The sequence below is a fragment of the Pseudomonas sp. GD03862 genome (genome assembly GCF_029840855.1).
GTDB lineage: Bacteria > Pseudomonadota > Gammaproteobacteria > Pseudomonadales > Pseudomonadaceae > Aquipseudomonas > Aquipseudomonas alloputida.
The window spans coordinates 257841-281993 of the sequence record NZ_JAOCDI010000002.1; the positions used below are offsets into that span (position 1 = coordinate 257841).

20 protein-coding genes and 1 pseudogene are annotated in these 24153 nt (G+C 61.8%); 11 read left to right on the forward strand and 10 right to left on the reverse strand.

The window, feature by feature from the left end; all coding sequences use genetic code 11:
* Positions 1 to 11: 11 nt before the first annotated feature.
* From otnK to N5D53_RS02745, 3 genes are all read left to right on the forward strand, one after another.
* Positions 12 to 1283, forward strand: a complete 1272-nt coding sequence (gene otnK / locus N5D53_RS02735) for a 3-oxo-tetronate kinase (protein ID WP_279839748.1) — start codon at positions 12 to 14, stop codon at positions 1281 to 1283.
* Positions 1280 to 1915, forward strand: a complete 636-nt coding sequence (otnC, locus tag N5D53_RS02740) for a 3-oxo-tetronate 4-phosphate decarboxylase (protein ID WP_279839750.1) — start codon at positions 1280 to 1282, stop codon at positions 1913 to 1915. Before otnK ends, otnC begins: the two co-directional genes overlap by 4 nt.
* Before the next feature lie 84 nt (positions 1916 to 1999).
* Complete coding sequence (locus N5D53_RS02745) at positions 2000 to 3046, forward strand: AbrB family transcriptional regulator (protein WP_279839752.1); 1047 nt, start codon at positions 2000 to 2002, stop codon at positions 3044 to 3046.
* Between the two features lie 6 nt (positions 3047 to 3052).
* Here the strand turns inward: N5D53_RS02745 and N5D53_RS02750 are convergent, their stop codons facing one another.
* From N5D53_RS02750 to N5D53_RS02765, 4 genes are all read right to left on the reverse strand, one after another.
* On the reverse strand, positions 3053 to 3979 hold the full coding sequence (locus tag N5D53_RS02750) for a GntR family transcriptional regulator (protein WP_279839754.1): 927 nt from the start codon (positions 3977 to 3979) through the stop codon (positions 3053 to 3055).
* An 85-nt stretch (positions 3980 to 4064) separates the two neighbouring features.
* The gene (locus N5D53_RS02755) at positions 4065 to 5105 is read right to left on the reverse strand and encodes a methyl-accepting chemotaxis protein (RefSeq protein WP_279839755.1); all 1041 of its coding nucleotides are present in this window, start codon (positions 5103 to 5105) and stop codon (positions 4065 to 4067) included.
* Positions 5084 to 5695 carry an MCP four helix bundle domain-containing protein gene (locus tag N5D53_RS02760; RefSeq protein ID WP_279839756.1) on the reverse strand — a complete coding sequence of 204 codons (612 nt, stop codon included), beginning with the start codon at positions 5693 to 5695 and terminating at the stop codon, positions 5084 to 5086. The genes N5D53_RS02755 and N5D53_RS02760 overlap by 22 nt, the downstream gene beginning before the upstream one ends.
* 70 nt (positions 5696 to 5765) lie before the next feature.
* Positions 5766 to 7064, reverse strand: coding sequence for an OprD family porin (locus N5D53_RS02765; protein WP_279839757.1), 1299 nt, complete (start codon positions 7062 to 7064; stop codon positions 5766 to 5768).
* Between the two features lie 342 nt (positions 7065 to 7406).
* Here N5D53_RS02765 and pyk point away from each other — a divergent pair, with 342 nt between their 5' ends.
* The 5 genes from pyk (at position 7407) to N5D53_RS02790 (ending at position 13473) form a co-directional block, all read left to right on the forward strand.
* On the forward strand, positions 7407 to 8855 hold the full coding sequence (gene pyk, locus N5D53_RS02770; RefSeq protein WP_279839759.1) for a pyruvate kinase: 1449 nt from the start codon (positions 7407 to 7409) through the stop codon (positions 8853 to 8855).
* Positions 8856 to 8871: 16 nt separating this feature from the next.
* The gene (tpiA, locus tag N5D53_RS02775; protein ID WP_279839761.1) at positions 8872 to 9675 is read left to right on the forward strand and encodes a triose-phosphate isomerase; all 804 of its coding nucleotides are present in this window, start codon (positions 8872 to 8874) and stop codon (positions 9673 to 9675) included.
* Positions 9672 to 11297, forward strand: a complete 1626-nt coding sequence (locus N5D53_RS02780) for an NADP-dependent glyceraldehyde-3-phosphate dehydrogenase (protein WP_279839763.1) — start codon at positions 9672 to 9674, stop codon at positions 11295 to 11297. The genes tpiA and N5D53_RS02780 overlap by 4 nt, the downstream gene beginning before the upstream one ends.
* Before the next feature lie 56 nt (positions 11298 to 11353).
* Positions 11354 to 12109, forward strand: coding sequence for a TerC family protein (locus N5D53_RS02785; RefSeq protein WP_279839764.1), 756 nt, complete (start codon positions 11354 to 11356; stop codon positions 12107 to 12109).
* A gap of 254 nt (positions 12110 to 12363) precedes the next feature.
* Positions 12364 to 13473, forward strand: a complete 1110-nt coding sequence (locus N5D53_RS02790; RefSeq protein ID WP_279839766.1) for an ATP-binding protein — start codon at positions 12364 to 12366, stop codon at positions 13471 to 13473.
* A gap of 17 nt (positions 13474 to 13490) precedes the next feature.
* Here N5D53_RS02790 and N5D53_RS02795 read toward each other — a convergent pair whose 3' ends face one another.
* Genes N5D53_RS02795 through N5D53_RS02805 form a run of 3 tightly spaced genes read right to left on the reverse strand, consistent with a single transcriptional unit; the run spans position 13491 to position 19360 of the window.
* A complete protein-coding gene (locus N5D53_RS02795; protein ID WP_279839768.1) occupies positions 13491 to 15029 on the reverse strand; it encodes an MFS transporter in 1539 nt (512 codons plus the stop codon).
* A gap of 35 nt (positions 15030 to 15064) precedes the next feature.
* The gene (locus tag N5D53_RS02800) at positions 15065 to 18196 is read right to left on the reverse strand and encodes an efflux RND transporter permease subunit (protein ID WP_279839770.1); all 3132 of its coding nucleotides are present in this window, start codon (positions 18194 to 18196) and stop codon (positions 15065 to 15067) included.
* A 12-nt stretch (positions 18197 to 18208) separates the two neighbouring features.
* Entirely contained in the window at positions 18209 to 19360 is a 1152-nt protein-coding gene (locus N5D53_RS02805) for an efflux RND transporter periplasmic adaptor subunit (RefSeq protein WP_279839772.1), read from the reverse strand.
* Positions 19361 to 19507: 147 nt separating this feature from the next.
* On the opposite strand from N5D53_RS02805, the gene N5D53_RS02810 reads away from it, so the two are divergent.
* Positions 19508 to 20059 (forward strand): TetR/AcrR family transcriptional regulator, encoded by a 552-nt coding sequence (locus tag N5D53_RS02810; RefSeq protein WP_279839774.1) that lies wholly within the window; start codon positions 19508 to 19510, stop codon positions 20057 to 20059.
* A 150-nt stretch (positions 20060 to 20209) separates the two neighbouring features.
* On the opposite strand, the gene N5D53_RS02815 is transcribed toward N5D53_RS02810, so the two are convergent.
* Both N5D53_RS02815 and N5D53_RS02820 read right to left on the reverse strand, forming a co-directional pair.
* Complete coding sequence (locus tag N5D53_RS02815) at positions 20210 to 20365, reverse strand: hypothetical protein (RefSeq protein ID WP_279839775.1); 156 nt, start codon at positions 20363 to 20365, stop codon at positions 20210 to 20212.
* A gap of 29 nt (positions 20366 to 20394) precedes the next feature.
* On the reverse strand, positions 20395 to 21315 hold the full coding sequence (locus N5D53_RS02820; RefSeq protein ID WP_279839777.1) for a LysR family transcriptional regulator: 921 nt from the start codon (positions 21313 to 21315) through the stop codon (positions 20395 to 20397).
* 97 nt (positions 21316 to 21412) lie between these two features.
* On the opposite strand from N5D53_RS02820, the gene N5D53_RS02825 reads away from it, so the two are divergent.
* Both N5D53_RS02825 and N5D53_RS02830 read left to right on the forward strand, forming a co-directional pair.
* Positions 21413 to 21742, forward strand: coding sequence for a nuclear transport factor 2 family protein (locus N5D53_RS02825; RefSeq protein WP_279839779.1), 330 nt, complete (start codon positions 21413 to 21415; stop codon positions 21740 to 21742).
* Positions 21739 to 22520 (forward strand): annotated as a pseudogene (locus tag N5D53_RS02830) (SDR family oxidoreductase). Before N5D53_RS02825 ends, N5D53_RS02830 begins: the two are co-directional and overlap by 4 nt.
* A 677-nt stretch (positions 22521 to 23197) precedes the next feature.
* Here the strand turns inward: N5D53_RS02830 and N5D53_RS02835 are convergent.
* Complete coding sequence (locus N5D53_RS02835; RefSeq protein ID WP_279839781.1) at positions 23198 to 24109, reverse strand: LysR family transcriptional regulator; 912 nt, start codon at positions 24107 to 24109, stop codon at positions 23198 to 23200.
* Positions 24110 to 24153 lie beyond the last annotated feature (44 nt).

The following is a 24153-nucleotide window of genomic DNA, read 5'->3' on the forward strand; positions in this document are numbered from 1 at the left end:
AGGAACTGGCCATGAGCCAAACATTACTGGGCTGCATCGCAGACGACTTCACCGGTGGCACCGACCTCGCCAGCATGCTGGTTCGCGGTGGCATGCGCACGCTTCAGGTCATCGGCGTACCCAGCGGGCCCATCGACGCCGATGTCGATGCTGTGGTCATCGCCCTCAAGAGCCGCACCTTGCCGGCCGACGAGGCCGTCGCCGAATCCCTCGCGGCATTGCGCTGGCTGCAGGCCGCAGGTTGCCGCCAGTACTTTTTCAAGTATTGCTCCACGTTCGATTCCACCGCCCAGGGCAATATCGGTCCTGTCGCCGACGCCCTGCTCGACGCCCTGAAAGCACCCTTCGCGCTCGCCTGCCCTGCTTTCCCGGAAAACCAGCGCACACTGTTCAACGGCCACCTGTTCGTCGGCGATACGCTGCTCAGCGAATCGGGCATGCGCCACCATCCGCTGACCCCGATGACCGATGCCAACCTGGTACGCGTCCTCCAGCAGCAGACCCCGCGCAAAGTCGGACTGGTCCGGCATGCCACGGTCGTCCAAGGGGCCGACGCGGTGCGCCAGGCGTTCAGCGAGCTCCAGGCCGACGGGCACGGTTACGCGATTGTCGACGCCATCAGCAATGACGACTTGACTACCATCGGCGAAGCGGCGCGTGACGCCCTGCTGGTCACTGGCGGCTCTGGTGTGGCCATAGGCCTGCCCGGTAATTTCAAGCGCGCCGGCTTGTTGCCGGACGCCGCTTGCGCCGCTGCCCTGCCGCATGTCGAAGGCCTGGCCGCAGTGTTGTCGGGTAGCTGCTCGGTGGCGACCAATGGCCAGGTCGCGGCCTGGCTTGACAGCGGCCGCCCCAGCTTCGCCATCGACCCTTTGCAACTGGCTGACGGCCATGACCTGGTCAGCAAAGCCCTGCAATGGGCCGCGCCGCTGCTACCCAATGGCCCGGTGCTGATCTACGCCAGTGCCCAGCCCGAAGCGGTGAAGGCCGTACAAGCCCGTCTCGGCGCACAGGCCGCTGGCGAGCTGGTCGAGCGCGCCCTGTCGCAGATCGCCGCCGGCTTGCTCGAACTGAAAGTACGCACCTTCGTGGTAGCCGGGGGCGAAACCTCAGGCGCAGTGGTCAAAGCCCTGGGTGTGGACGCGCTGCGCATCGGCAACTCGATCACCCCCGGCGTGCCCTGGACCGTGGGTCATGGACGCACCACGGTTGCCCTGGCCCTGAAATCAGGTAACTTCGGCGGCCCCGACTTCTTTGCACAGGCGCTGGAGCTGGCACCGTGAACGAGAACAAGCAACGCGAGGACATCGTCCTGCTGGGCAAGTCCATGTACGACCGTGGCCTCACCCACGGCGGCACCGGCAACATCAGCGTCAAGCTGGACGACGGCTGGCTGCTCACCCCGACCGGCTCGTCACTCGGCCGCCTGGACCCGGCGCGCCTGACCAAGCTCGACTGGCAGGGCCGTCACATCAGTGGCGACAAGCCCTCCAAGGAGCTGATGCTGCACCTTGCGATGTACCAGGAGCGCCCCACCAGCGGCGCGGTGGTGCACTTGCACTCCACTCACTCCGTGGCGGTGTCGGTACTCGATGGCCTGGACCCGGACGACCTGCTCCCGGCCATCACCGCCTACTACGCGATGCGGGTCGGCAAGCTGCCACTGGTGCCCTACTACGCGCCCGGTGACCCGGCCCTGGCCGAAGCCGTGCGTACGTTCTCCAGCAAGCATCACGCGATGCTGCTGGCCCATCATGGCCCGGTCGTCGCAGGCAGCGACCTGCATGCGGCGGTCGATGCCACGGAGGAACTCGAAGCCACGGCACAGCTGTTCCTGCTGATTTTCCAGCATAAGTTTCGCACCCTCACGCCCGAACAGATCGCCGAACTGCGCCGCCAGTACCCAATCAAATAAAGGTCCGACGCCTGCCCGGCGCCCCACCCCGGTCAGCTCGCCGGGCCGGGGCGCTGCGCGGCGCGGCCGCAGCAAGGATTCCTGATGTTCAGCACCTTCAAAACCTGGTGGGCGACCCCGCTGGTGGGCGTGATGGGCGCCTTGCTGGCCAGCGCCGCAAACTGGCCACTGCCGTGGATCATCGGCTCGATGCTCGCGGTGATCGTCGTACGCTGTTGCGGCTGGACCATCGCGGAAATACCCAACGGCCGCAAGTCCGGCCAATGGCTGATCGCGACTTCCATCGGACTGCACTTCACCCAGGCGGTGCTCCAGGAGATAGCCGGCCACTTCGCGTTGATGCTCGCCGCAGCCTTGCTGACGCTGCTGCTGGCGCTGGGCGGCATCGCCATCATGCGCCGCCAGGGCATGGACCTGACCACCGCCTACCTGGCTTTCATGCCCGCCAACTTCGCCGAGATGATTCAGCTGGGCATGCGCTACCAGGCCAATGTCAGCCAGATCGCGGCCGCGCACAGCGTACGCCTGGTACTCATCGTACTCAGCGTTCCGCCGGGAATGTTCCTGCTCATGCACATGCAGCCCGGTGTAGCGCCGGCGCACCTGGCGGCCGACTGGCGCTGGCTGGCCCCGATGCTTGCCGGTGGTGTGCTGGTCGCCCTGCTATGGAAGCGGGTCGGGCTCCCCAACCCGTGGATGTTCGGCCCTATGGCACTGTGCGCCACCATCACCGCAGTGTTCGATCTGCACATGGCCTTGCCGACCCAATTGAGCCATTACGGCCAGCTGATGATCGGTTGCGCACTGGGCAGCTTCTTCGACCGCGGCTTTTTCCGCCGCTCGCCTGCCTACCTTGCCAGAGTGGTGGTATTTACCCTGTCGATGATCGCCTGCACCTGCCTGTTCGCCTGGCTCTTCGCCGGGCTTGCCGGCCTGCCGGCGCTGTCGGTGGCGTTGGGCATGATGCCCGGCAGCACCACCGAGATGTACCTCACCGCCGAGGCGCTCGACCTCGGGGCCGGCATGGTGACGGCGATGCAGATCATGCGCCTGGTGGTGGTCATGCTTTGTGCAGAACCGCTGCTCAGGTACTGGCAGCGCCGGATCGGCCAAGGCCGGGGCGGCGACTAGCCCCTGTCACAACTCGAGGGTGCGCTCAGGCTTGGTGTCGGGGGCACGCCTGAGTTGCAGGATTGGCGACTTGCGCGCCAGCGAACCGCTCAGGTGCCGCTTCATCAGGTGCGCAGCCTCCAGGTTGTCGCCCTCCTCCACCAGCTCGACCATGCGCAAGTGCTCGGCACACTGGGTGTACTGACGCTTGCGGTCGATCATCGAGCGGTACTCGATCAGCCGCCGCATGTTGTTGAGCTGACGCAGAATCATCAGGTACAACGGGTTGCCCGAAAGCTTGATCAGCTCTTCGTGAAAACGAATGCCCGACTTGAGCAGGCGGTCGGCCGGCAGCGTGTCGATACCGCCGGCGAGCAGGTCGGCCTGCTCCTTCTTCAGGCGGCGCAGCACTTCACGGTCGCAGTTGAACGTCGTCTCAAGCAGCGCAGCAGGCTCGATCAGCGACCTGACCCGATAGATCTGCTCGAGCGTCTCGGGGGTCTTCGCCACGTCCAGGAAGCGCCAGCCGTAGCCTGGCTTGGGCTCGGCCCAGCCCACCTTGGCGGCGCGGTTGAGGATGTCGATGACCTGGAACTTGGTGAGCGCATAGCGCTCGCGCAGGTACTTTTCCGTCACTTCGGCGGGAATGGCGTCGTTCAGCCAGTCCTCGGACAGCTGATAATACTCCAGCGGCTCTTCATCGGCGGTCACCTCGTCGCTGCGCAGGGCAGGCTCGTCCGGCATCGCCAGCACAAAGAAGCCTCGATTGGGGATCTGTTCGAGCAACGCCTGTTCGGCAAGGCTGGTCAACGCCTCGCGCGCGGGTGAACGCGAGACCTGGAAGCTATCGGCCACCTTCTGCGCGCTCAAGTGCGCACCAGGGGCCAACTCGCCCAGTTGAATCTTTTGCCGGAGTTCAGAAACGATTCTCTGGACCAGGGTGCTCGATGCCATCTGCTTGAACCATTGACGGATGTTGATCTGCGGGATTGCGGGGTCGCCTCGCAGTATACGCTAGACGGCCCGTTGCGCGCCGCGTTCAGGGGCGCTCGGTGCGGAACTGGCGAAGCATGCCGTTCAATTCGAGCGCCAGGTTGGCCAGCGCCTGGCTGGCTGCAACGGTCTGGGTCGCCCCCGCTGCGCTCTGGATCGACAGATCACGGATCGCCCCCAGGCTGCAGTCGGTCCTGCGGGCCACATCGGCCTGCTCGTCAGCGGCAGCGGTAATGGTCTCGTTTCGGCGGCTGATGGCTTCATTGCGGTTGTGCAACTCGCCCAGAGCGCTGCTGGCTGCCTGGGCCAACGCCTGCGTCTGCTGGGTGCGGCCGCTGCACGCGTGCATCGCCTGCACCGCCTGCCCGGTGTCCTGCTGCATGGCGCCGATCATGGCTTCGATCTCCTGGGTAGATTGCGCGGTCCGATGGGCCAGCCCTCGCACCTCGTCGGCGACCACGGCGAAGCCTCTGCCGGGCTCGCCCGCTCGGGCTGCCTCGATCGCAGCGTTGAGCGCCAGCAGATTGGTCTGCTCGGCGATTGACCTGATCACCACCAGCACCTTGCCGATGCCCTGCGATGCCGTGGCCAGCTCGCCAACCTGCCGGGCACTGCCAACCACCTCGTCGATCAACGCAGCCAACGAGACCAGCGCGTCATCCATTTTCTGCCGCCCGAGCGCCGCCACCGCGCAGGCTTCCTGGGACAGCGAAGCCGCGTACAAGGCGTTTTGCGCGACATCCTGGGTAGTACTGTTCATCTGGCTTACGGTCAAGGACGCTTGTTCAATCTCGGCATGTTGGGCATGCAGATCGCGACGCCCTTCATCGGTGACCGCGTTGAGCTCTTCTGCCGCAGCGGCCAGCTGGGCAGAGGCACCTTCTATCTGGCGCAATGCCGTCAACAGGTTGTCTTGCATCTGCGCCAGCGCGTCCATCAACCGGGCCGGCTCGTCGCGTCCGCCCGTCTCCACTGGCTGGCTCAGGTCTCCTGCCGCAATGGTCTCGGCGACCCGCACCGCAGTGCGTAACGGCGCGACGATGCTGCGGGTCAGCACCCCGGCGATCAGCAGGGTGCCGAGGAACACGACCAGCAGCCCGGCTGCAAGCCCGACAAGGCATCCTGGTAGGCTTTCTCCGAACGCTGACTGGCCACAGCAGCGCCCTGGTCAGCCTGTTCGATCAGCGCTTCGAAATTGCGAGTAAGCTGGTCGTACGCATCTCGAACCGACATCAGGTAGGCACGCGCTGCAAGCTTGTCACCGGCCCGCGAGACCGCCAGCAGTGCCTGATGGCGCTCGGCGTAGCGGTCCAGGCTGGCAATGAAGACATCGAACCCCTCACGTTCCTGCGCCGTCTGCAATAGCTGCGCATACCGGCCCATCTGCTCGCGCACCTGCAGCAAGCGCCCCGCAGTGCGCGTTTCATAGGTGGTCATTTCCTCCTCGGAAGTCGACAGGATGTGCTGCATCGAGCCCATCCGGTAGCGATTCAAAGCCGCGTTGGCGGTGCCCAGCGCACGTACGCGCTGCAGCCAGTTGTCCTTTATGTCCATGGCCTGCGACTGAACCTGGTTGAGTTGCTGGATCGCGAACAGTCCCAGGCCGATGCTCAGCAGGGCGATGCAGAGAAACCCGGCGACTGCGCGCGGGCCGATACCAAACGATCTAAGTTTCATGACGCATGCTCGTGCTGATGTAACGCTGGGTTGGGAGCACCTGCCCTGGCCACCCCAGGGCAGGTGCGGGTCAGAACACGTCGAGTGGGTACTCGACGATCAGGCGTACTTCGTCGATATCGGCTTCACCCTGGGCCTGGTTGGCACGGTGCGTAGCATGCCGCAGGCGCAACGACAGGTCCTTTGCCGCCCCGTCCTGCACCACGTAGCGCAGGTCCAGGTTGCGCTCCCAATGCCTGCCGCCGTCGCCCTGCAAGCCGGCATAGCCGCCCTGCGGATCGGCCTTGCTGCCATCGATGTCGTCACCCTTGACGTAGCGCACCGAAAACTTGAGCCCGGGGATTCCGTAGCTGGCCATGTCCAGGTCGTAGCGCAATTGCACGGAGCGTTCGTTGGCGCCATTGAAGTCGGAGAAGTTCACCGAGTTGGCGAGGAAGATCGAGTCGCCACCTACGTAATCGAACGGCGTATCGCCGTGCACCTTCTGGTAGGCCGCGGTCAGTTTGTGCGCCCCGAAGGAATAGCCGACCGAAAAACTGTAGGTGGTATTGTCGATATCACCCTGCAACGCCTTGCCCGTGTCCAGGGTGCGATACAGGTTGAAATCGAAGTCCAGCGCCTGGGTATCGCTGAGCGGCAAGGCATACAGCACATTCCCGTAGTACTGGCGCCAGGTGTCGTCGAAATCCGCGGCATACAAGCTGGCATTCAAGCCCTCGCTCAATGCGTAGGCGCCGCCGATGAAATCGATGGATCGCCCGAGGGCGTTCTCTCCGTAGTTGAGGTAGAGGTCCTGGTCGTGGTTGCTCGAATCACGCAGTTTGTAAGCGGTAAAGTGACCGGCGTTCAGCTCCAGGTCCTGGATCTCGCGGCTGGTCAGCAGCACCCCTGTGGCGGTTTCAGGCAGCAGCCGCGAGTCGCCGGTGGCGAACACCGGTATGTCGGTGCGCATGTCGCCGTAGCGCAGCTCGGTATTGGAAAAGCGCACCTTTACCGCAGCACCGGCGCTTGAATAGCTGTCTTCGGGCCGGCCGTCGCCGTCGACCGGCAACAGGTCGGCGCCGGAGCGCCCGCGCCCGCTATCGAGCTTCAAACCGAGCAAGCCGTGCGCGTCGATGCCGAAGCCCAGCGTGCCTTGGGTAAAGCCGGACTGGTAGAAGGCCATCAGGCCATGGGCCCACTCTTCGCGGTAGCTCTGCTCGCCCGCTTCGGCATCGCGAAAATCACGGTTGAAGTAGAAGTTGCGGTTGAGCAGACGCAGGCTACTGTCCTCGACGAAACCACTGGACTCGGCTTGTTCGGAGCCAACAGCGAGCATGCTGGACAGGCTCAGGGTCAATAGGGTGATACCGGGTAGCGCAAAATGCATGGTGAGTTCCTGGTTTAGAAGTTAGTGCCGGCGAGCAACTCGCCTGGGCTTTGTTGTTGTGGATCTAAACAGCGATAGCGCGGGGCGGAGCGAGCCGCGAAGGCCCCTTCCTGGGTTGCAGCGCGGCCTGGGCCGCGCGTGCAGAGCGCAAAATAGCATTGCATTTTTGCGTGTCAATATGCCAATCTGAATTGAGCAGTTCTACACTGCGACACTCACAAAACGCAGTGATGATGAACTATCTAGCTAACAAGAAGCGTTGCCCGTTTGGAAAGCCTTGGACTTAAGTGACTCAACAGCCAAAGCACCCCGGGATAACCCGCACCTCCCAAGGAACCGTTTATGCAACGAAGAACAAAAATAGTTGCCACGCTCGGCCCTGCGACCGAATCGCCCGAGGCCATCGAAGAACTGATCCGCGCAGGTGTCGATGTCGTGCGCCTGAACTTCTCCCATGGCTCGGCCAGCGAGCACCAGGCGCGCGCCGAGCTGGTGAGGGAAGCGGCACGCAAGCAGGGCCGCTTCGTCGCGATTCTGGCCGACCTGCAGGGACCGAAGATTCGCATCGCACGCTTCGCCGAAGGCAAGGTCCAGCTCGCCAAGGGGCAGCGCTTCGTGCTCGATGCCGCCCTCGACAAGCACAGCGGCAACGCTGACGCCGTGGGCATCGACTACGAGGCACTGATCATCGATAGCCGCCCGGACGATGTGCTGCTGCTCGATGATGGCCGGGTAGAACTGCAGGTGCTCCAGGTAGAACCGACGCGCCTGATTTGCGAAGTGCTCTGCGGCGGCCCGTTGTCCAACAACAAGGGCATCAACCGCAAAGGGGGCGGGCTTTCGGCGAGTGCGCTGACCGACAAGGACCGCGAAGACATCCGCACCGCAGCCGCCATGCAGGTCGACTACCTGGCGGTGTCCTTCCCGCGCGACGCGGCGGACATGCAACTGGCCAGGCAATTGCTGCAACAGGCCGGTGGCGACGCTGGGCTGATCGCCAAGATCGAACGAGCCGAGACAGTCGTCGACCGTGCCGTGCTCGACGGCATCATCGAGGCGTCCGAAGGCGTGATGGTGGCGCGTGGCGACCTGGGTGTGGAAATTGGCGATGCCGAGCTGGTCGCGGTGCAGAAACTGATCATCGACCGCGCCCGTGCGCTCAACCGCGTGGTGATCACTGCTACCCAGATGATGGAGTCGATGATCACCCAGTCGCTACCCACCCGCGCCGAGGTATTCGATGTCGCCAATGCCGTGCTCGACGGCACCGATGCGGTGATGCTTTCGGCCGAGACGGCGACCGGCGCCTACCCCGTGCAGACCGTGCAAGCCATGGTCCGGGTGATCAATGGCGCCGAGCGCCACCCACAGGCACAGCGCTCACGCCACCGCATGGACGAAGTGTTCCAGCGCATCGACGAGACCATCGCTCTGTCGGCGATGTATGCCGCCAATCACCTGCATGGGGTCAAGGCCATCATCAGCCTGACCGAGAGTGGTGATACGCCGCGGCTGATGTCGCGCATCCGCTCGCACCTGCCGATCTATGCCTGCTCCGGCAACAGCCGCACCCAGCATCGCGTCGCGCTGTTTCGTGGCGTGCAGCCCCTGCCGTTCAACACCGAACAGATGTCCCTCGAAGAGCTGAGCCGTCGCGTAGTTGCAGCGCTGCTGGAGCGCCGCGTGGTGAGCCACGGAGACTACTTACTGATCACCCGCGGCGATCACGCCCACGACCAGGGCGGAACCAACACGCTACGCGTTGTCCAGGTCGACGATGTGGTGCGCTGAAACTCAGGAGCAAGCGATGAACAACAAGCTGGTGATCGCCAACTGGAAAATGCACGGCCACCAGGCCGCCAATGCCAGGCTGATCGGAGGACTGCTACCCACGCTGGAAAGGCTCGATTCGGTACAAGTGGCGATCTGCCCGCCCACTCCGTACCTGGCACAGGTGAGCGAGCTGCTGGCAGATACCGCCGTGGCGATCGGTGCGCAGAACCTCAGCGAGCGAGCGCAAGGCGCCTATACCGGCGAGGTAAGCGGGCAGATGCTCGCGGACCTCGGCTGCAGGTATGTGCTGGTTGGCCATTCGGAACGGCGCAGCCTGTTCGGGGAAACCGACGCACAGGTGGCGATGAAGTTCGAGGCCGCGCTGGCCGCCGGGCTGACCCCGGTGCTGTGCCTCGGCGAGTCGATTCATCAGCGCCGCGCAGGCAACACCAACGCCGTGGTCGGCTCGCAACTCAAGGCCGTACTCGACCAGGTGGGGATCGAGCAACTGGCCAAGGGTGTGATTGCCTACGAGCCGGTCTGGGCGATTGGTACCGGTGCCAGCGCCAGCCCTGAACAGGCCCAGCAGGCACATCTGCACATCCGCCAGCTGCTTGCCGCCCACGCCCCAGCGCTCGCGTCACGCATCGCGCTGCTTTACGGCGGCAGTGTCAATGCGACGAATGCCGCCGAGCTGTTCGCCCAGCACGATATCGATGGCGGGCTGATCGGCGGTGCCTCGCTCGATGCCGCCTGCTTTAGCGCCATCTGCCAGGCTGCCGACACTGGCGCCCTACCCGTCTCCGCAGACAACATCTACAACAAGGACCCCGCATGAGTACCGACTCCCGTCTCGATTCACTGTTCCCCCACGCCGACCAGATTCCCGAGGCCTACCGGCTCGGGGCGCCCATCGAGCAACGCGATTATCTGGTGGGTGGCCAATTGCGGCAGTGGCAAGGGCCAGTCGCCACCGTGCGCAGCCCCGTGCAGCTAGCCGGCGATGGGGCCGATCAAGCCGTGCTGCTGGGCAGTGCCCCGCTGCTCGATGCCGAGGCCGCACTCACCGCGCTGGAGGCGGCGGTGCGGGCCTACGACAACGGTCAGGGCAATTGGCCAACCATGCGCGTTGCCGAACGTATCCGCCATGTGGAAACTTTCCTTACGCGCATGCGCGAACAGCGCGAGGAGGTGGTCAAGTTGCTGATGTGGGAGATCGGCAAGAACCTGCAGGATTCGCAGAAGGAATTCGACCGGACCTGTGATTACATCGTCGATACCATCAATGCCCTCAAAGAGCTTGATCGCCGCTCCAGTCGCTTCGAGCTCGAGCAAGGTACCTTGGGCCAGATCCGCCGCGTGCCGCTGGGTGTGACGCTGTGCATGGGGCCGTACAACTACCCACTCAATGAAACCTTCACCACCTTGATCCCGGCGCTGATCATGGGCAACACCGTAGTGTTCAAACCGGCGAAGTTCGGTGTGCTGTTGATCCGCCCTCTGCTCCAGGCGTTCCGCGACAGCTTCCCGGCCGGCGTCATAAACGTGATCTACGGTAGCGGCCGCGAGACCATCAGCGCGCTGATGGCCAGCGGCAAGGTGGATGTGTTCGCGTTCATCGGTACGCACAAGGCTGCCAGTGACCTGAAGAAACTGCACCCCCGTCCCCATCGGCTGCGCGCGGCGCTAGGCCTGGATGCCAAGAACCCCGGCGTGGTGCTGCCTCAGGTCGATCTGGACAACGCCGTCAGCGAGGCCATTACCGGGGCGCTATCGTTCAACGGCCAGCGTTGCACCGCATTGAAAATCCTGTTCGTGCATGAGGATATCGCCGAGGCATTTCTCGACAAGTTCAACCAGCGCCTGGCCGCGCTCAAGCCGGGCATGCCGTGGGAACCGGGGGTAGCGCTGACACCGCTGCCGGAACCTGGCAAGACTGACTACCTGGCAAGCCTGGTGGCTGACGCGAAGGCCAAGGGTGCAACGGTGATCAACGCCGGCGGCGGGCAGGTCCGTGGTTCGTTCTTCTACCCAGCTGTGCTTTATCCGGTCAGCGCCGACATGCGTGTGTACCATGAAGAGCAGTTCGGCCCGGTGGTCCCGGTGGTACCCTATCGCGATCTGCAGACTGTGATCGACTACGTACTCGACTCCGACTACGGCCAGCAAGCCAGTATCTTCGGTAGCAATAGCGCCGAGGTCGGGCGACTTGTAGATGCTTTCGCCAACCAGGTCGGGCGCATCAACATCAATACCCAGTGCCAGCGCGGCCCGGATACGTTCCCATTCAACGGCCGCAAGAACAGTGCAGAAGGCACCTTGTCGGTGCATGACGCACTTCGCGTGTTCTCGATCCGCACATTGGTGGCTAGCAAATACCAGGCCGCGAACAAAGCCTTGATCAGCGACATCATCCAGAAGCGTGAATCGAGCTTCCTGACCACCGACTACATCTTCTGACCACTGCTTCAACCAAGCGCCCTGCGGGGCGCATTCATATAAACAGGACTGCAAACATGGAATGGCTCACCAGCCCAGAGATCTGGGTCGCCTTTTTCACCCTCACCGCGCTGGAAATCGTGCTGGGCATCGACAACATCATCATGATCGCGATTCTGGTCGGGCGCATGCCGCCGCACATGCGCGCACGTACCCGCTTCTTCGGCCTTGCGCTGGCGATGGTCACGCGGATCATGCTGCTCTTGTCGATCACCTGGATCATGAGCCTTACACGAGATCTGTTCAACCTGGCCGGCCAGGGCATCTCCGGAAGGGATCTGATTCTGTTCTTCGGTGGCTTGTTCCTGCTATACAAGAGCTGTACCGAGATGTTCCAGAGCCTCGAAGGTGAGGACGAGCAGGGGCATACAGGCGACGGCCAAGGGCGGGGCTTCGTCGCTACGATCATTCAGATCGCCATCATCGACATCGTCTTCTCGCTGGACTCTGTCATCACAGCGGTCGGCATGGTGTCACATGTTCCGGTAATGGTCGCGGCCATTATCGTCGCGGTGTTGATCATGATGCTCGCCGCCGGCACAATCAGCGCGTTCATCGAACGCCACCCGAGCCTGAAGATGCTCGCCCTGGCCTTCCTCACGGTGGTCGGCACCGTACTGATCGCCGAGGCGTTCGACGTGCACGTTCCCAAGGGCTATGTGTACTTCGCAATGGCGTTTTCATTGGCGGTCGAGGCACTGAACATCCGAGCCCGCAGTCGGGCAAAAGCCTCGGCGCTGTCTGAGGATCACCTGCAGAGTACTGCAGACTAATCAGCGCAACGTTGAAGCGACCACGCTGCGCCGGTCGAACCGGCGCAGCGTGGGTTGTAAACGGATGTGGTCAACTTGTGAACAAGTGTTAAACATACAGGAGAGCAGCGCCATCGCAACGTAGAATCGTATTTCCGATATCAGAAATACACTCCTTATCGAGCAACGTGGCGATGACTGAGCACTCTCATCCTCTCTATTCTCGTATAGCGTTGATAGTCGTGACACTCAGTATCGTCTGTTTGTGCGCGCTCATGAGCCATGCCGAGCATACTGCGCGCACACGGGCGATGCTGTTGACAGCGGCCCTTGCAGAGCGGCACCTGGAACTCCACTGGCAACAACCGAATGCCGCTATCGAAGATCTGCGGGCGATGCTCTCTGCGCAACGGGTGCAGCTGCTTCACTGGTTCGATGCGCCGTTGACAGCCGCCGAGCAGGTGCAAATCCGTTCCGGCAACCCAGTAGCGCGCAGTTCCCTGTTCTCGGGAACACTTTTAGTATTCCTGCCAAGGCCCGATGGTCGTGTGCTCGTATTGAGCAGCGAGCTACCGTCAGTACCCATTGCGCTTGTGTGGGGGAACCCCTGGCTGATCGGCCTTCTGCTGGCCTTGCCCTTGCTCACGTTCCGCCGCATAGCCCAGCGCGGCGTGGGTCCGTATACAGGCAGCTCGAAGACGGATTCGAATTGCACGACAATCTCGTTACTCAGCAGCTTTGCACTTGCAGTGAAAGACAAGGTCGGGTTGATTCGATGCCTCCTCGAATCACTGGCCCAGGACTCTGCGCAAGCTCCGGCGTTACACCATATAGGACAGGCTCGTCAGACACTGCAGGATTTTGACGCTTTGCTCCAGGATATGAGCAAGCTGGACAGTCTACCGGTCGCTACCCTGACAGCCGCTTTCGACCCCGCCTATGTCAGCGCCTATGTCGATGAAGTCGTCGCCCAGGCCCTGGCCGAAGACACTGCGCAAGCGGTTTTTCTCTCCAGTTCGGTTCAGTTATCTGCCAACGACTGCCGCTTCGACCCTGAACTGACCTCGGAAGCCATCATGCGACTTATCAGCAATGCCAATCGCCACTGCAACAGTCGGGTACTGCTCAGCGTGGCAAGCCTGAACCCGCACTCGGTGTCGATCAGGGTAGAAGACGACGGGCCTGGAATACCCGTCGATCAATGGACAGAAATGTTGCTACCGCTGTCGCGTAGCGACTCCAGCCGCCACCGTGACACAGGGCGCCACGGCCTCGGTCTGGCCATCTGCAAGACGCTCGTCGAATGCCAAGGCGGCTCGATAGGGATGCGCCCATCGTCACTCGGAGGCGCCTGTGTCGAGTTGCTGTTCGGCCTTCGGGCTTGACTTGACAGCAGTGCTCTTTAAGGGCGGTGCGTGTTCCGCAACATCCCGAAAACCATCAGTGCCAGCCCACCCAGCAGGCCCGCGCAGACGCCGAGTAATACCGAATGAGTCTGCAGGAAAGCGGCCTTCGCAGCGTCGACCAATGCGGTGGCATCGGCCGGGCTCAGCTGCTTGGCGACCACCATGCTGTCACCGATCGAGCGCGACGCCTTCTCCAGCAACTCGCCGTGCAATTGGCTGGGCGCTTGCAGATACCGACTGAACACACTCGCCATGAAGGCACCGAACAAGGTGATGCCCAAGCCCGTGCCGAGTTCGTAGGCGGTGGCTTCGAGCGAACCGGCGGCGGCGCCTTTGCTTGCGTCCACTGCCCCCAAAATGGCGATGGAGGAAGCCGTCAAGCCAATGCTCAGGGCCAGCCCCAGCGAGGCCATGACCATGGCCGTGAGCAAGCTTGCATCGAGCCCTTGATAAGCCAGGTAGGCCAGCGCGCCCGCCGAAATGGCAAGCGACAGGCTGGAAACCGCGCACAGCCCGAATCGATTCGACAGCATCCCCGCGACCGGCCCGCCCACTGCCGCAGCGACCATGATCGGCAGCATGAAGATGCCCGCCTGCAGCGGCGTGCGCTCGAGCACGTATTGCATCTCCATGGCCAACGTCAGTTCCACGCCCGCCAGCGCGCCGGTGACCATCAAGGCCATGAGCATGCCTGCACAGATGGCAGGCTCGCGAAACAGGCCGAGGTCGAGCATCGGTAGCCTGGCCCGGGTCTGCAACCGCGCGAACCCACCGAGCAGCAACAGCCCTACAGCACCCACAGCGAGCGCCTGGTACACCCCCACCGTAACGCCGAGCAGCGCCTTGATGCTGTAGACGACACTGACCATGCCGACGATCAACAGTGCAGCCTGGCCAATGTTCCAATTGCCTGTCACCCGCATTTCATGACGTGGCAACAGGTGCCACACCACCGGGATGATCAGGATCATCAGCGGAACGTTGATCAGAAACACCGCCCCCCACCAGTAGTGCTCCAGCAGCGCCCCCCCTATCAGCGGGCCGACTGCCGCGCCGGCGGCACCGACCGTACCCCAGATACCCAGTGCAGTAGCGCGTTCCTGCGGGTCTTCGAAGGTACGCCGGATGATCCCGAGCGCGCTAGGCATGATCATCGATCCGCCCAGCGCAAGCAGGATCCGTGCGCCGATCAACAGCGCGGCGCTTGGCGCCAGGGCCGCACACAACGAAGCTATGCCAAACACCGTAAGGCCGATGAGCAGGACGCGGCGGTTACCGAGGCGATCGGCAAGCGTGCCCATCGGTACCAGTATCCCCGCCATCAGCAGCGGGTAGATGTCGATGATCCACAGCACCTCGATGCTGGTCGCATCCAGCGCCAGGGTCAGCGACGGGATGGCCACATGCAGGATGGTCATGTCGATGACCACTGGGGTGAACGCCAACATCACCGCCATCAGCACCAGCCAGCGCTGACGCGCAGGCAATACTGGAAGGGGCGACGCCTGACGGGAAGCGGCGTTGTCAGTGGTCATACTGTCCTCCTTTGAATGTACGGGGATTGCGCACCTCAGACCGAGGGCGCATCCACCGGCCGCGCTTGAGGTGTTTCACGGCGCAGGAGCTTGAGCACCCAGGCGAAGAAGATCGGGATGAAAATCACCCCCAGCAGCGTCGCACTGAGCATGCCGCCAATCACCCCCGTACCGATCGCACGCTGGCTGGCAGCGCCAGCGCCGGTGGCCACAACCAGCGGAATCACGCCCAGTATGAACGCCATCGACGTCATGACGATCGGGCGGAAGCGGATGCGTGCAGCCTCGATCGCTGCCTCACGCAGCGAGTGCCCCTGCTCCCAGAGTTCCTTGGCGAACTCCACGATCAGGATCGCGTTCTTCGCCGCCAGGCCGATGATGGTGATCAGACCCACCTTGAAATACACGTCATTGGACAGGCCAGCCACCAGCACTGCCGCCACCGCTCCCAACGCACCGACCGGCACGATCAACATCACGGCGAAGGGAATTGCCCAGCTCTCGTACAGCGCCACCAACAGCAGGAACACCACGACGATTGCCAGGGCGAACAGCGACAGGGCCTGGCCGCTGGCGATCCGCTCTTGATAGGAAAGGCCGGTCCACTCATAGCCGATACCCTCGGGCAACTCGCCGATCAGGCGCTCCATTTCCGCCATCGCATCACCGGAACTCACCCCCCACATGGCATCCCCGGTGATCTTGATCGCTGGGTAGCCGTTATAGCGCGAGAGCTGCACAGGGCCTTGCTCCCACTCGGTAGTAACGAACGATGCCAGCGGCACCAGTTGCCCCTTGTCGTTCGGCACGCGCAGTTCCAGGGCGCTCTCGGGAGTCATGCGTGCGTTTTGCGCCGCCTGCACGACTACTCGCTGCTGCCTGCCGGCGTTGGAGAAATCGTTCAGCACATTGGAACCGAACGCGGTCGAGAGCGCCGCATCGATGGCATCGAAGCCGACACCCAGCGCCCGCGCCTTTTCGCGGTCGATGTTCAGCCGCAGCTGCGGTGCTTCCGCCAGGCCTTCAGTCATTACATAGAGGAAATGCGGATTGCCGTTGGCTTTGGCTAACAGCTGATCACGCGCCGCCAACAGTCCCTCGCGGCCCAAACCGCCGCGGTCCTGCAAACGCAGGGCGAAGCCGCCGGAGTTGCCCAGGCCTTCAATTGGTGGGGGCGGCATCGCAGTGATGACACCGTCGTCAAGATTGGCGAAACGTTCGTTGACCGCAGTCGTTTCAGCATCCACCGATTGCTCGGCGCTGCGCTCGGACCAGTCCTTGAGCACCGGGAAAGCCAAGGCCGCATTTTCGCCCATGCCGGAGAAGCTGAAACCCAGCACCATGAACGTACTGCCCGATGCCTCGCGTGACATCAGGAACTGCTCGAGCTGCCCGGCTGCCTGCGAGGTGCGTGCACGGGTTGCGTTGGGGGGCAGTTGCACGTCCACCAGCATGTAGCCCTGGTCTTCGGCTGGCACGAATGATTCGGGTACCAGCATGTAGCCACCGCCGAGCAGTACCACCAGACCCACATAGAGCACCATCATCCGCCCGGCACGTGGGACCAGCTTGTGGTTGAGCGCGGTGTAGCGTGCGGTCAGCTTGCCGAACACGCGGTTGAACCCGCCGAAGAAACCTTTCTTCTCGTGATGGCCCTTTTCCACGGGCTTGAGCAAGGTAGCGCACAGCGCTGGCGTAAACGTGAGGGCAAGAAAACCGGAGAACAGGATTGATACAGCCAGCGATACCGAGAACTGTTGGTAGATGACCCCCACCGAGCCCGACATGAACGCCAGCGGCAGGAACACCGCCGACAACACCAGCGTGATCCCGATGATCGCGCCCGACACCTGGCCCATCGCCTTGATCGTGGCATCGACCGGCGACAAGCCCTCCTCGGCCATGATCCGCTCGACGTTCTCGACCACCACGATCGCATCGTCCACCAGGATACCAATGGCCAGCACCATGCCGAACATCGTCATCATGTTGACCGAAAAGCCCAGCAGGTACATGACGCTCAGAGTGCCGCCGAGGCAGACCGGTACCACGATCCCCGGAATCAGGGTGTAACGGACATTCTGCAGGAACAGGAACATCACGATGAACACCAGCACCATCGCCTCGATGAGGGTGTGGATCACCTTGGAAATCGCAACGTCGACGAAGCGCGAGGTGTCGTACGGCACCGATACTTCGACGCCCTCGGGCAACGATGCGGAAAGTTCGTCCAGACGGTTCTTGATCGCCTCGGCCGTGCGAATGGCGTTGGCGCCCGGGGTCAGCTGCACCGCAGCCGCCACCGAAGGCTTGCCGTTCAGGCGCGATGTAAAGTTGTAGTCCTGCTTGCCGACTTCGATCCTGGCAACCTGCCCGAGCAGGACCTGGGAGCCGTCCTGCTGCGATTTGAGCACGATCCGGCCAAATTCCGCCGGTGTGGTAAGCGTGCCCTTCACCGCCAGGGTCGCGGTCAACTCCTGGCCATTGTCAGCAGGCGTGCTGCCGAAGGCCCCTGCCGGCACCTGCACGTTCTGGTTACGAATGGCGTTGTTTACATCATCGATCGACAGGCCGAACCCGATCAGTTTCTGCGGGTCGATCCACACCCGCATCGCGGCTTCCGAATCAAAGAACTGCAGCTTGCCGACGCCAGGCAGCCGGCGGATTTCCGGGTTGATATTGCGGACCGCGTAGTCGGCCAGGGCCGTGGTGTCAGCGTTCTCGTCGCCATCCTTGTAGCGCAGCGCATAAATGAGCAGGAACCCCGAGGATGCCTGCTCGGTTTGCACACCCAGGTTCAAGACCGCCTGGGGCAACCGCGCTTCGGCTTTTTTCAGGCGGTTCTGCACATCGACCTGCGCCAGTTCAGGGTTGGTGCCCGGTGCAAAGGTCACCGTGACCTCGGCGATACCGTTGGCGTTACTGCCGGACTCGAAATACAGCATGTTCTTGGCGCCATTGAGCTCATCCTCGATGACGCTGGTCACCGAATCGGACAGCACCTGGGCCGAGGCACCCGGATAGGTGGCGGAGATACTGATCTGCGGAGGGGCCACATCAGGGTACTGCGATACGGGTAGCAAAGGGATCAGCAGCAGGCCGGCCATGGAAATGAACAGCGCTACCACCCATGCGAAATTCGGGCGCTTGATGAAAAAAAGGGACATGGGCTTCTCCGCTTATTGCGCCTGGGATGTCAAAGCGGCAGTCGGGTTGGTGGCCTGAGGCCGAGGCACCACCGTGGCGCCGGGCTCGATGGCGGTCAGCGAGCTGGTAATCAACTGGTCTCCGGCTTGCAAACCTGCCTTGATCTGCCACTGGTCGCCCTTCATGAACCCCGTCACCACGGCACGCTCTTCAACCACATTGTTCGGCCCAAGCAACATCACTTTGCCTTTGCCGTCGGCACTGCGCTGCACCGCCCGCTGCGGGACCATGATCGCCATGCCGCTGCTCTGCGGCACCTGCACGCGAACATACATACCCGGCAGCAACACCCCCTCCGGGTTGTCGAACTTGCCCCGCAGAGTGATTTCACCGGTTCCACGGTCGACCGCCACGTCGGCGAACTGCAACGCCCCGGCTGTTTTGCCCTCGATACCTTCGACCATGGCACTGAGCGTCGTGGCCTGGCTGTTCGTACTGGCCGAAGCACGCAGCTTCAGCGCATCCGCAGCCGGCTGCTTGAAATCGACATAGACGGGGTCAAGTTGTTGAATCCGCGCCAACAGCGTTGCCTCACCCTGACCGACCAGAGCACCTTCGGTCACCTCCGCGCGCCCGATGCGGCCGGCGATCGGGGCGCGTACCGTGGCATACCCCAGGTCCAGACGAGCGGTTTCAACTTCAGCGGCAGCCGAGCGCATTACCGCCTGGGCATTATGCAGTTCGGCTTTGGCGGTATCGAAGTCCTGGGCGCTGACCGCTTTGATATCGATCAGCTCCTTGTAACGGCTCCAGGTAGCCTTGGTTTGCTCCACGCGCGCCTGCGCCTGGGCCAACTGCCCCTCGGCGCGCGACAACGCCGCTTTGAACGGTGCCGGGTCGATCTCGAACAGCAACTGGCCCGCCTTTACATCCGCCCCTTCCTCGAAGTTTCGCGTCAGCACAATCCCTGAAACGCGCGCACGAACCTCGGCGATGCGCACCGGTTCGACACGACCGGGAAACTCTGACGCCCGGCTGTAATGCTGAGCTTTCACGGTGAGGATGTTGACCTCCCGAGGCGCGGTCTGCCCCATGTCGTAATCCCACTGATCGCAAGCCGTGAGGCTGAGGATTGTGGTGAGCACCACACCTGCGAGAACGGTTTTTAGGAGCAAAGCCTGCATCACGCACCTGGATAGATCGAAGTATGAGGAGGCGGATGATCCAGAAATCCGCGCCATGAGTCAACATTGTCTCAATGGAGTCAGAAATCACTAATAGTAGCCATTAATGCCTCAATAACGGATAATGCAAATTTTCATGGAGGTACCATGAGCGCTAACGAAGATAAGCTTCTTGCTGCCTTGGCCGCTGCATTGCTGGCCCATCCTCGCGGTACACTCAAGGAAATTGCTGAAGCAGCGGGCGTTAGCAAAGCTACTCTGCACCGTTTCTGTGGCACCCGGGAAAACTTGAAGAACATGCTCCTCACCCACGGAGCAGCCATCATTGAACGCATCATTTTCCACCCCGCCCTTAAAGAGGGCCCGGTACGGCCGGCGTTCGAGCAGTTGCTGCTCAGCCACCTTGCCCACAGCGAGGTGATGGCCTATGTGGCCTTCAACTGGAGCCCGGATTCTCCCTTCGTGGGTGACCATAGCTGGCTGCATTACACCGAGGCCCTGGATGCGTTTTTTCTGCGGGGTCAGAAAGAAGGGGTATTTGCAGTCGAGCTTTCAGCCGCAGAGCTGACCGAAATGTTTGGTTCTGCAGTCTTCGGCTTGTTCGATGCGCAGCGCCGGGGGCGCATCGCACCAGCTCGTTTGCCGTCCATCATCAGACATTTCTTCGCCAGCACGCCCGCCAGCGACTCGGCTTACTGATCAATTCAGGTCCTGCTCTGCCAGGCGCCTCCCGCGTGGCAGCTGGCAGCACAACCCGCTTAGAAAACGGGCAGCGAAGTGAAGCTCGTAACAATGTCGCGCCCGGTTTTGTCACCCCTCCAGACGATCGAAGGATCTTGCGGCGGCTCACTAGCCGTGGCGTTTTTCATGAGCTTCGAGTATTTCGAGCAGGTCGAGCAAAGCATGTTCCAGGAAATCCCCCTGGCGATAGCGCCCTAGCACCTCGTCGATTTGCCCCTGCGCGACCACCTGCGGGCGCTCCACGAAGGGCAGATCAAGCTCCACGGCGGAGCAGCCACCCGCACACACGCAGCTCATGCCGGCCAAGGCTGATCGAACGGCGGCCGGTCGAGCAGGCAGTCGATGAACGCACCGAGGGCCGCCGGCCGGTACTGCCTGTTCGAGTAGTAGATGAACAGGCCCGGACGCGAGATGGACCAATCTGCAAGGACCTGCACCAAGCGCCCTTCGGCCAGCAGTTCCCTCACGTTTTCCCGCTCGAAGTGATAGGCGATGCCAAGCCCCTGTACAGCTGCAGCGATGCCGATGTCGGGATGGTTGGTGACGACCGGGCCGTCGACCGTCACCTCGATGCGCTCGCCGCTTTTTTCGAATTGCCAGCGGTAGTTTCTGCCGTCGGCCTGCAGCCGCCAATTGATACACGCATGCTGCTGCAGATCGGCAGGCGAGTCAGGGGTGCCGCGGCGTGCGAGATATTCCGCAGATGCCACCGCCACCATGTCTAGATCCGGAGTCAGGCGTACGGCCACCATGTCTTTCTCGAGTTGGCCGCCTACGCGGATGCCGGCATCAAAACGGCCATCGACGATATTGGCAAGTGAATCATCCACCACGATATCGAGCAGCACATCAGGATGGATCTGGTGAAAACGTGCGAGCCGCGGCGCGATGAGCACCCTGGCGGCAATGCCAGGGGTATTGATACGCAGTCTGCCCTTGATCTGCCCGGTTGTCTCGGCAACAGCGTCCACCGCAGCAGCGATTTCACGAAACAGCGGAGCCAGGCGGGCATGCAGCGCCGCGCCACTGGCGGATGGCGCGACGCTTCGCGTAGTGCGGTTTAACAGCCGCGCGCCGAGGCGGCTTTCGAGATTGCGAATGGTCTGGCTGAGCGCCGAAGCGGACACGCCCAGATGCTCAGCAGCGCGCGCGAAGCTCTTGCGCTCGACCACAGCGGCAAAGGCTTTAAGTTCGGCAAATTCAGATCCGCGCATTATGCATAATTCTCTTCATGGCCCTTTCATATTCTAGGCCATTCTCTAAATTAATAACATCGCCCATGATTCATCCACACACATACAGGAGTGAACCATGTCTGCCGTTAACCTGATTGATCCGATTGCTGCCTACTTCGCCGCCGAGCCTCAAGGCGCTGAGGCCATCGCCCGCTGCTTCACCTCTGACGCACGGGTGTACGATGAAGGCAAGGCCCACATCGGCCTAGCTGCGATCAGGGCCTGGAGCTCGCAGTCAGCCGCGCGCTACCGCTACACCCTCGAACCACGCGCCGTGAAGCTCGCAGGCCATATGCACCAGGTTCAGACGCATGTCATCGGCGATTTTCCAGGCAGCCCCATCGACCTGACATTCTCATTCCGTGTCCAGCATGGCCTCATCGCCGAGCTGGAGATTGCCGTATGAGCTTCGATCTTCAGCTAACTGGCCTGCGCGCCGTGGTGACAGGCGGCACGATGGGGCTTGGCGCCGCCGTGGTGCGCACGCTTGTCGAAGCAGGCGTGCAGGTAATGACATCAGCACGAGAAGTGGCCGGACACTCCATGCCCGGTGTGACATTCATCCGCGCCGACCTGACTACCGCCGAAGGTGTTGCCGAACTCGCGCGGAGCGCCCTCGAACAATGGGGTGGCGTGGATATCATTATCAATGCTGTCGGTGGCTCGAGCACACCCAGCGGTGGCTTCGCCGCTATCAGTGACGAGCAATGGTTCGCCGAGCTGAACCTCAACCTGATGCCGGCAGTTCGCCTGGACCGCGCACTGTTGCCTTCCATGTTAGAACGGGAGGCGGGCGTCATCATCCACGTCAGTTCCATCCAGCGCAGCCTGCCGCTGTTCGAGGCGACCACCGCCTATGCTGCCGCCAAAGCCGCGTTAACCACCTACAGCAAAGCCTTGGCCAAGGAAGTGATGTCCAAAGGGGTTCGGGTACTGAGCGTGGCGCCCGGATGGATCGAGACCGAGGCCTCCGTGAGGCTGGCGCAACGGCTCGCCGAGCAGGCGGCAACCAGTTATGAAGAGGGTCAACGCATGATAATGGCGTCGCTTGGCGGGATCCCGCTTGGCAGACCTGCCAAGCCCCAGGAAGTTGCCGACCTCATTGCTTTTCTGGCTCACCAAGGGCTATGTCGATATCCGGGTCCGAGCACCGCATCGACGGCGGAACGGTGACAACGGTGTAGTCTTGACCTTCAGGCACAGTAAAGATGCAAGCTGCGCTCGTTGTGCTGCCGAAAACATGTACCCAATGGGCTAGGTTATACCTTTAGGCCGCACTTGCGGCCCCCTCTTTAATGGAGAGTCGCCCGCACTCTACCTAGGAGGGTCCATTGGGTGGAGCGGCCTGGTACAGCGCACCTACTGATCCAGTCGCCATGCAGATCTCTATGGTTGGTTGCCCGTACCTATCTACACGAGAAGCCGGCATTTCTGTTTGCCCGAGAGAGTGTATATTCCCTTTGCTTAAGCTTGGGAGTAAATCTTGCGCTTCAAGCAGACCCGGATCTTCTAATTCGAGAGTTCGAAAGCCTCAATTTGCGGCGCCTGCAAGTGGAGGGGCCTTGGGCTGAATTGTTTATCAGGCTGGCCTGCGAAAATACTGGCCACAATCGGTGTCAAAAATAAGTCGATCCCTTGATAAAGATTTCCCAGAGGCGAAGCAGAGTTTTAAGAACCTTCGCCAGAACGCCCTATGAAATGGCCGCGCTGGGCCTGTTGACGGTGTTGTTCTCGCCGTACCACATTGCTGGCAAAATATCTCCCCCGAACGCAGCCGCACATTTCTAATCACCCGGCAACAATGCTTACATGGAACCCAGTCGATCAAGCATCTCGTTTCCACATTTAGCCGGCAGCGAAATTAGGTGGCAGCGTATGGCGGTACGAGTGCTCGCACATACTGATCGCACTCTACACACGCCAGCTCAGCGACCAAGCGGATAGCCTCGGATGAGTGCGCCTGGGTATAGCTTACAACCAATGGTTGGTTAGGAATTGCCAGACCGCAGTCCACCAGACTGACTCGCCCCGACTCAATGGCATAGCGCACCGGCGCAAGAGGCACAAACGCGTTGCCAAAGCCTGCCTCAACCAGTTGCACGAGTGCTGAGATAGAGCTGACATGATGGGTTTTTCCAACAGGCAGGCTGAACCTGCGGTAGAGCTCCTTAAGTACCAGATGGGGTTGTGAGTTCTGGCTCATGGTAATGGTTGGTTGGCCGAGTAAATCTAGAATGGGCTGCTGGGCGCTGATCATTGCCTGATTGCTGACTATCCATCCCGTTGCGATAGAGAGGCACGGAATGCTGGTGATCCCATCACCCTCAATCGGATGCGTCTGTAGAGCAATGTCGATCATGCCGTCACGTAAAGCTTTGTGAACGCCAGCGCTGGTTTCCGAAGTCAGTTGCACCTCGATTCCAGGGTATGTCGACTGCAAGCGTTTCAGGAAGTCGATCAACCAGGTATGCACCACGCTGTCTACAGCGCCAATACGTACCAATCCCAAAACTTCGTGACTGGGCCGGCCCAGGTGGCGGATCTCTTGTTCCAAATCCAGCATGCGCTCGCCATAGTCGACCAGCCGCGAGCCGACCGCAGTCAACTTGAGCTCTCGTGTTTCCCGCTCAAACAACCGAGCCCCGATCTCTTCTTCAAGCGAAGCGATCCGGTTGGATATGGCAGCTTGGGTCAGGTGCAGATGCTCGGCCGCGGCTCTGAAGCTTTTCAGCCTTGCAATCTGCAAAAACGCCTCGATGAAACGCGTATTCATTGATTCCCCACGAGTTCGATCCGGCGGATAGCCCCGCTACCAAG

What these genes read in the sequence shown, in the direction of transcription:
- N5D53_RS02795 (WP_279839768.1), bottom strand. Translation starts at nt 15,029, where the DNA reads ATGACCACTGACAACGCCGCTTCCCGTCAGGCGTCGCCCCTTCCAGTA.
- N5D53_RS02750 (WP_279839754.1), bottom strand. Translation starts at nt 3,979, where the DNA reads ATGGCATCGAGCACCCTGGTCCAGAGAATCGTTTCTGAACTCCGGCAA.
- N5D53_RS02820 (WP_279839777.1), bottom strand. Translation starts at nt 21,315, where the DNA reads ATGCGCGGATCTGAATTTGCCGAACTTAAAGCCTTTGCCGCTGTGGTC.
- N5D53_RS02780 (WP_279839763.1), top strand. Translation starts at nt 9,672, where the DNA reads ATGAGTACCGACTCCCGTCTCGATTCACTGTTCCCCCACGCCGACCAG.
- N5D53_RS02835 (WP_279839781.1), bottom strand. Translation starts at nt 24,109, where the DNA reads ATGAATACGCGTTTCATCGAGGCGTTTTTGCAGATTGCAAGGCTGAAA.
- otnK (WP_279839748.1), top strand. Translation starts at nt 12, where the DNA reads ATGAGCCAAACATTACTGGGCTGCATCGCAGACGACTTCACCGGTGGC.
- N5D53_RS02765 (WP_279839757.1), bottom strand. Translation starts at nt 7,064, where the DNA reads ATGCATTTTGCGCTACCCGGTATCACCCTATTGACCCTGAGCCTGTCC.
- N5D53_RS02800 (WP_279839770.1), bottom strand. Translation starts at nt 18,196, where the DNA reads ATGTCCCTTTTTTTCATCAAGCGCCCGAATTTCGCATGGGTGGTAGCG.
- N5D53_RS02745 (WP_279839752.1), top strand. Translation starts at nt 2,000, where the DNA reads ATGTTCAGCACCTTCAAAACCTGGTGGGCGACCCCGCTGGTGGGCGTG.
- N5D53_RS02785 (WP_279839764.1), top strand. Translation starts at nt 11,354, where the DNA reads ATGGAATGGCTCACCAGCCCAGAGATCTGGGTCGCCTTTTTCACCCTC.
- N5D53_RS02810 (WP_279839774.1), top strand. Translation starts at nt 19,508, where the DNA reads ATGAGCGCTAACGAAGATAAGCTTCTTGCTGCCTTGGCCGCTGCATTG.
- N5D53_RS02760 (WP_279839756.1), bottom strand. Translation starts at nt 5,695, where the DNA reads ATGAAACTTAGATCGTTTGGTATCGGCCCGCGCGCAGTCGCCGGGTTT.
- N5D53_RS02825 (WP_279839779.1), top strand. Translation starts at nt 21,413, where the DNA reads ATGTCTGCCGTTAACCTGATTGATCCGATTGCTGCCTACTTCGCCGCC.
- N5D53_RS02805 (WP_279839772.1), bottom strand. Translation starts at nt 19,360, where the DNA reads ATGCAGGCTTTGCTCCTAAAAACCGTTCTCGCAGGTGTGGTGCTCACC.
- pyk (WP_279839759.1), top strand. Translation starts at nt 7,407, where the DNA reads ATGCAACGAAGAACAAAAATAGTTGCCACGCTCGGCCCTGCGACCGAA.
- tpiA (WP_279839761.1), top strand. Translation starts at nt 8,872, where the DNA reads ATGAACAACAAGCTGGTGATCGCCAACTGGAAAATGCACGGCCACCAG.
- N5D53_RS02790 (WP_279839766.1), top strand. Translation starts at nt 12,364, where the DNA reads ATGAGCCATGCCGAGCATACTGCGCGCACACGGGCGATGCTGTTGACA.